The organism is Cupriavidus sp. OTU4054, from assembly GCF_038440175.1.
Lineage (GTDB): Bacteria > Pseudomonadota > Gammaproteobacteria > Burkholderiales > Burkholderiaceae > Cupriavidus > Cupriavidus pauculus_D.
Map to the genome: position 1 here is coordinate 103,554 of NZ_JASATF010000025.1, position 6,194 is coordinate 109,747.

Below are 6,194 nucleotides of genomic sequence, written 5' to 3' on the forward strand. Positions count from 1 at the left end.
GGGGACGATCAGGGGTTGGCGTTGCCGCTCCCGGCGGCCGGCTTGTCGGCGTCGGTGTCGATCACGCGGCCGGGGACCGACTGGCGTGCTTCGTCGGCGAGCATGACGGGAATGCCGTCACGGATCGGATACGCGAGCTTGTCCGCATGGCAGATCAGCTCCTGGGCGGCACGGTTGTACTCCAGCTTGCCCTTGCACAGCGGGCAAACGAGGATCTCAAGCAGCCGGTTGTCCATCCTGGTGTTCCTTGTCTAGGCCGGCCGAACCCGTGGTCACGGGGGTGGCGACAGCCGGCGCGCGCGCCGTCACGGCGCGGCGGATTTTATCGATGAGCCCCGCGTCGATCACGGGCGTGGTGGCGACGACCCAGATGCGCGGGTCGCCATGGTACTCGGAGCGCTCGCATTTTACGGCATCCTTCTCGGTGATCAGGATCACCTCCGCGTCGATGGCGGCCGGATGCGTGGCGAACGGATCGTCGGCGAAGTCGTAATGGTCGGGCAGCGGCAGCGTGGCCGGGTTCAGGCCGGCCTGCCGCAGGCTTGCGAAGAAGCGTTCGGGATTGCCGATGCCCGCGGCCGCGAACACGCGCCGGTCCGCGAACGCCGAGACCGGGCGCGTCATGGTCGGGTCGGACAGTTGCCAGGCCACGTCCAGCTCCAGCCGCATGCCGTAGACATCGGGCTTGTCGGGCGTGGCGCGGAAGTGCGGGTCGTTGATCAGCGTGGCGTCGCGCGGCCGCGACAGCGGCTCGCGCAGCGGGCCGGCCGGCAGCAGGAGGCCGTTGCCGCCCATGCGGCCGTCGAACATCACGATCTCGAAGTCGCGCTGCAGGCGGTAGTGCTGCAGGCCGTCGTCGAGCAGCAGCACGTTGACGCCGGGGTGCGAGACCAGCATCGTCTGCGCGCACAGCGCGCGGTCCGGGAACACCCACACGGGCACCTCGGTGGCGCGCGCGATCAGCAGCGGTTCGTCGCCGACGTCCGCCGCGTTCGAATTGGGTTTGACGCGGCGCGGGTGCGTGAGCTTGACGCCATAGCCGCGCGACACCACGCCCGGGCGCAGCCCCGCTTCGACGAGCGCCTGCGCGAGCGCGATCACGGCCGGTGTCTTGCCGGTGCCGCCAACCGTGACGTTGCCGACCACCACCACCGGCATCGGCAGCCGCGTCGAGCGGAACCAGCCATGCAGATAGCCGTAGCGGCGCACGCGCGCGATCAGGCCGAACAGCAGCGAGAACGGCAGCATCAGCCAGGCGAACCAGCCGCGGCGTTGCCACTGGTCGGTGACAAAGGCGGCGAGGGCGTGTCGGGGTGCGGGCATTGGGGAAAGGTCGGGCAGTGCGGTCAGAAGCGGCAATGCCCGCATGGTACAACGACGCCGGGCCGATGGCCGCCCGGGGCCGGGCGGATCAGCGCGGCTGCGCGCTCTGCGTGGCGAAGGTCAGGCGCGACAGGCCCGCGACGCGCGCGGCCTCCATCACGTTGATCACCGCCTGGTGCGTGGCCTGTGCATCGGCATTGACGATGACGACGGGCGGCGGGCCGTTGCCCGTGGGGCCGGCCGCATGACGCAGCTGGTCCGCGAGGCTCGTCACGTCCTTCTGCTCGAGCACCTGCTTGTTGACCGAATAAACGCCGCGCGAGGACACCGAGACCACGATCTCGCTGGGCCGTTGCTGGGCGCGTTCGGCGTCGGCGGTCGGCAGCTGGATCTGCAGCTCGGTAAAGCGCGAATAGGTGGTCGTGATCATCAGGAAGATCAGGATCACGAGCAGGACGTCGATGAGCGGGATCAGGTTGATCTCCGGCTCCTCGCGCCGCTGGCGGGAACGGAAGTGCATGGCGTGCTCCCGCGCGCTTACGAACGCCGTTGCGGCAGGATGGCGTCGAGGAACGTGGTCGCGCGGAATTCCAGCTCGGCCACGTAGTCGTCCACGCGGCGGCGGAAGTAGCGCCAGAAGATCAGCGCGGGAATCGCCACGATCAGGCCGAACGCCGTGTTGTAGAGCGCGACCGAGATACCATGTGCCAGCTGCTCCGGATTGGCGCCCGTGCCGTTCTGGTTGCCGAAGATCTCGATCATGCCGATCACGGTGCCGAGCAGGCCCATCAGCGGCGCCACCGAAGCGATGGTGCCCAGCGCGTTCAGGTAACGTTCGAGGTCATGGGCGACGGCACGGCCCGCTTCCTCGACCACGTCCTTGGCGGCATCGCGCGAGGTATGCGGCTGCAGCACGACGTGGCGCAGGCCGGCGGCCAGGATACGGCCGAGCGGAGAATTCTTCTCGAGGTTGTTGACGACCTCGGGCGTGGCGCGGCGCTGTTGCGCGGCGGACAGCGCTTCGTCGTATAACTTCGGCGGCAGCACCTTGCTGCGCTTCAGCGACAGGAAACGTTCGACGATCAGCGCCAACGCGATGACCGAGGCGAGCAGCAGCGGCCAGATCGGCCAGCCGGCCGCTTGAATGATGGAAAACACGTGGACCCCCGATTCGACTAGCCGACGACAGATCGACTAAAAAACAGACCCGAAACACAGCAGACCTAGGCAGCCTTTGATGCGTGCTGCCCGACGGCGGCGCGCAGCGGCGTGCTCGAAAAAATCAGGCGCCACTCTACCCCGCGCGTTCGCGCGCGGCAAGCCGCTCTCGGCGCCTGTGGCTTTCCACAGACGGGCAGGACAGCACTGTGGACCGCTTGTGGATACGCGCCGGATAGATGCGCTAAGTCGTTGATCGTAAAGGGTGTCGCGCGGGCTGCCCGAAAAATGGGCACCGCATCCGCGCTGCCCCGAACCCCGCGGTATCCACACGGGAGCGGGACAGGATTGTGGATCGGTTGTGGACAGGTTGCGCAAAACTGACTCAACCCGTTGATTGCAAAGGAAGAATCTCGCGTTGCCCAAAAAACGGGCAATGCGGTCCCAGTTGACGGCCGGGCGAGTGTGTCGACACTGTGACGAATTTCCACATTCCTGCGGGACAGTCTTGTGGACGGGTTGTGGACAAATACCGGACAGGGTATCTAACCCCTTGTTTTGTAAAGGCGAATCGATCTCTGCCTAAAAAACAGGCAAATCGGGCCGAAACGCCAGTGTGGCCCTCGCCCACGCATCGCGACGCGGGGAAGTGATGCTTCCCGACCGCGCGATTGCTCCAGCGCGAGCAGCGCAACCGCGATCGCGATTATCCACAGCGCCGCACAGCGCGTTGCCGTTTATCCAGAACTTCTGTGGATAACTTTGTGAACAATGCGGGGGTGCGCGCCGTAAGTCGTTGACGCGTAAGCGTTTCTCTTACATTGCCTATTTTTTGCCTTGGACGGAAAAGGCATAAGAATCAAAGGGTTGTACGGAGACAAGCGGGTTACGAGATCAAACGGGTCGCGTGAGGTGTGCCTCTTGACAGAGCGGTTATGCTGTGGACATGTCAATTTCACGCCGCCCGCGCGGCAGTGGACCATGCCCGACTTTCCGAACGTTCCCCGCGCAACGCCGTCCAACGCCTCGGCTGGCGGCCGTGAAGTGATTGCGGTCAGCGAGCTCAACCACGCGATTTCGTCGGTGCTCGAGCGCACATTTCCGCTTGCCTGGGTGCGTGGCGAAATCTCCAATTTCACGCGGGCCGCCAGCGGTCACTGGTATTTCTCGCTCAAGGACGCCCGCGCGCAGATTCGCTGCGTGATGTTCCGCGGCCGCAACCAGCATGTCGATTTCTCGCCGCGCGAAGGCGAAGCGGTGGAAGTGCGCGCGCTGGTCTCCATGTACGAGGCGCGCGGCGAACTGCAGCTCGGCGTGGAGGCGATGCGCCGCGCGGGGCTCGGCAATCTCTACGAAGCGTTCCTGCGGCTCAAGGAAAAACTTGCACAGGCGGGGCTTTTCGCGAATGAACGAAAGCGCCCGATTCCCACGCATCCGCGCGCGATCGGCGTGGTCACCTCGCTGCAGGCGGCCGCGATGCGCGACGTGCTGACCACGCTGCGGCGGCGCGCGCCGCATGTCCCTGTCATCGTGTATCCGGTCCCCGTCCAGGGCGCGGGCGCGGCCGATCGCATCGCCGCGATGCTCGATGCCGCGAGCGCGCGGGCCGAGTGCGATGTGCTGATCCTGTGCCGCGGTGGCGGGAGTATCGAGGACCTTTGGTCGTTCAACGAGGAAGTGGTGGCGCATGCGATCGCGCGCAGTGCGATGCCGGTGGTGTCGGGCGTGGGGCATGAAACCGATTTCACGATTGCCGATTTCGTCGCCGACGTGCGCGCGCCCACGCCGACCGGTGCCGCCGAACTGGTGAGCCCCGACCGCGCGCATCTGCTGCAGCTCGCGCGCCGCGCGCAGGACGCGCTGCGCCAGTGCATGGCGCGCCAGCTGGACCGCCGCGCCCAGCATCTGGACTGGCTCGCGCGCCGGCTGCGCAGCCCGCAGGCGCAACTGCAGGAGCGCCGCGCGCGCGTGGACAATCTGGCCCGACACTTGCGTGCGGCATTACGCGACACGGTGACCGTGCAACGTCACCGCCAGCAGGTGCTGGCCATGCGCTGGCGCGCGTGCATGCCCGATGTGGCCCGCGCGCGCACCGACCTCGGCCGCCTGTCCGCGCGGCTCGCCGCGGCCGCCAACCGACAGCACGAACGCGCCGGCGCGCGGCTTGCCCGCGCCGCGGGTGCGCTCGAGTTGCTGGCACCGCAGCGTACGCTGGAACGCGGTTACGCGGTGCTGATCGACCAGCGCGGCCACGCGCTGCGTTCGCCGCAAGAGATGCGCGCCGGCACCATTGTCGAGGCGCATCTGGCGGAGGGCGTGGCCGATGTGGAAATCGCCGGTGTACAGGCCAAGCTCGCGACCTTTTGATGACGCATGGGAATGCGTACCGCGCGGGCGAGGACAAACTAGCATGAGTCCAGGGGGCTTTCCGCCTGCGTTTGCGCGGGTCTGGCAAGTCACCTACAATCGTCAGTCCCCACCTATAAACAACCCGCAGAGACCGAACAATGGAACACGCACTTCCTCCGCTGCCGTACGCGCATGATGCCCTCGCTCCGCACATCTCCAAGGAGACGCTGGAGTTCCACCATGACAAGCATCACCAGACCTACGTCACGAACCTGAACAACCTGATCAAGGGCACCGAGTTCGAGAACGAGTCGCTGGAAAACATCGTCAAGAAGTCCTCGGGCGGTATCTTCAACAACGCGGCCCAGGTCTGGAACCACACCTTCTACTGGGAATCGCTGAAGCCGAACGGCGGCGGCGCACCGACCGGCGCGCTGGCCGATGCCATCAACGCCAAGTGGGGTTCGTTCGACAAGTTCAAGGAAGAATTCACGAAGGTCGCCGTCGGCACCTTCGGTTCGGGCTGGGCCTGGCTGGTCAAGAAGGCCGACGGCTCGCTGGACCTGGTGTCCACCTCGAACGCCGCCACGCCGCTGACCACCGACGCCAAGGCCCTGCTGACCTGCGACGTGTGGGAACACGCGTACTACATCGACTACCGCAATGCCCGCCCGAAGTATGTCGAGGCATTCTGGAACGTCGTGAACTGGGACTTCGCCGCGAAGAACTTCGCCTAAGCCCTGTTCCATCGCAAAAAAGCCCGCGAAAAGCGGGCTTTTTTGTTTTTGGCGAGGCGCCATGCACGTTTCGCACTGACTGCCATGGTGCCGTGATACCGTCTCGGTTTTGCGTTTATCGACGGAGCCTTTCCCATGCCATCCGCCATCGTCGAATCCGGCTATGGTTCCGATCCGGTCGGGCTGGTCAGCGGTTATCTGTTCGTGCCGGGCGAGCCCGCGCGCGAGATCGACTCGCATCGGGCCATCGCGTGGCTGCATGGCGACCCGGCGGGTGAAGGGGCGGGCTTTCTCTGGCTCCATTTCAATCTTTCGAACAGCGCCTGCGAACGCTGGATGAAGAGCCAGCTTGGCCTGTCCGAGGATTTCTTCGCCGCGCTGCGGCAGGGGTCGCATTCCACGCGTATCGAGCGGCAGGACGACGCCCTGCTCGCGGTGGTCAACGACGTGATCTACAACTTCGGCGTGTCATCGACCGATATCTCGACGCTGTGGGCCAGCGTCGATCATCGCCTGCTCGTGACCGCGCGGTCGCGTCCGCTGCGGTCGGTGGACCGGCTGCGCGAGGCGGTGCGGCGGGGGGGGGGGGGGGGGGGGGGGGGGGGGGGGGGGGGGCGCGCGGGGGGC

At 66.2% G+C, this 6,194-nt stretch carries 7 protein-coding genes; 3 read left to right on the top strand and 4 right to left on the bottom strand.

What is annotated here, in order from left to right; all coding sequences use genetic code 11:
• Positions 1 to 8: 8 nt before the first annotated feature.
• The 4 genes from AAHB16_RS25315 to AAHB16_RS25330 all read right to left on the bottom strand — a co-directional run bounded on the left by AAHB16_RS25315 (position 9) and on the right by AAHB16_RS25330 (position 2,481).
• Positions 9 to 236 carry a Trm112 family protein gene (locus AAHB16_RS25315; protein ID WP_150372696.1) on the bottom strand — a complete coding sequence of 76 codons (228 nt, stop codon included), beginning with the start codon at positions 234 to 236 and terminating at the stop codon, positions 9 to 11.
• Entirely contained in the window at positions 217 to 1,323 is a 1,107-nt protein-coding gene (lpxK, locus tag AAHB16_RS25320) for a tetraacyldisaccharide 4'-kinase (protein ID WP_342052282.1), read from the bottom strand. The genes AAHB16_RS25315 and lpxK overlap by 20 nt, the downstream gene beginning before the upstream one ends.
• 88 nt (positions 1,324 to 1,411) lie before the next feature.
• The gene (locus tag AAHB16_RS25325; RefSeq protein WP_150372694.1) at positions 1,412 to 1,843 is read right to left on the bottom strand and encodes an ExbD/TolR family protein; all 432 of its coding nucleotides are present in this window, start codon (positions 1,841 to 1,843) and stop codon (positions 1,412 to 1,414) included.
• A 17-nt stretch (positions 1,844 to 1,860) separates the two neighbouring features.
• Positions 1,861 to 2,481 carry a MotA/TolQ/ExbB proton channel family protein gene (locus AAHB16_RS25330; RefSeq protein ID WP_150372693.1) on the bottom strand — a complete coding sequence of 207 codons (621 nt, stop codon included), beginning with the start codon at positions 2,479 to 2,481 and terminating at the stop codon, positions 1,861 to 1,863.
• Between the two features lie 981 nt (positions 2,482 to 3,462).
• On the opposite strand from AAHB16_RS25330, the gene xseA reads away from it, so the two are divergent.
• The 3 genes from xseA to AAHB16_RS25345 all read left to right on the top strand — a co-directional run.
• On the top strand, positions 3,463 to 4,848 hold the full coding sequence (xseA, locus tag AAHB16_RS25335) for an exodeoxyribonuclease VII large subunit (RefSeq protein ID WP_342052283.1): 1,386 nt from the start codon (positions 3,463 to 3,465) through the stop codon (positions 4,846 to 4,848).
• 140 nt (positions 4,849 to 4,988) lie between these two features.
• Positions 4,989 to 5,567 (top strand): superoxide dismutase [Fe], encoded by a 579-nt coding sequence (sodB, locus tag AAHB16_RS25340; RefSeq protein WP_109581967.1) that lies wholly within the window; start codon positions 4,989 to 4,991, stop codon positions 5,565 to 5,567.
• Between the two features lie 135 nt (positions 5,568 to 5,702).
• Positions 5,703 to 6,194 (top strand): CorA family divalent cation transporter (locus AAHB16_RS25345; protein ID WP_342052284.1); only part of this gene is annotated, 492 nt, incomplete at its 3' end.

Bases quoted from the DNA above. Each gene is read 5' to 3' on its own strand.
- AAHB16_RS25325 (WP_150372694.1), bottom strand. From the start codon at position 1,843: ATGCACTTCCGTTCCCGCCAGCGGCGCGAGGAGCCGGAGATCAACCTG.
- xseA (WP_342052283.1), top strand. From the start codon at position 3,463: ATGCCCGACTTTCCGAACGTTCCCCGCGCAACGCCGTCCAACGCCTCG.
- sodB (WP_109581967.1), top strand. From the start codon at position 4,989: ATGGAACACGCACTTCCTCCGCTGCCGTACGCGCATGATGCCCTCGCT.
- lpxK (WP_342052282.1), bottom strand. From the start codon at position 1,323: ATGCCCGCACCCCGACACGCCCTCGCCGCCTTTGTCACCGACCAGTGG.
- AAHB16_RS25315 (WP_150372696.1), bottom strand. From the start codon at position 236: ATGGACAACCGGCTGCTTGAGATCCTCGTTTGCCCGCTGTGCAAGGGC.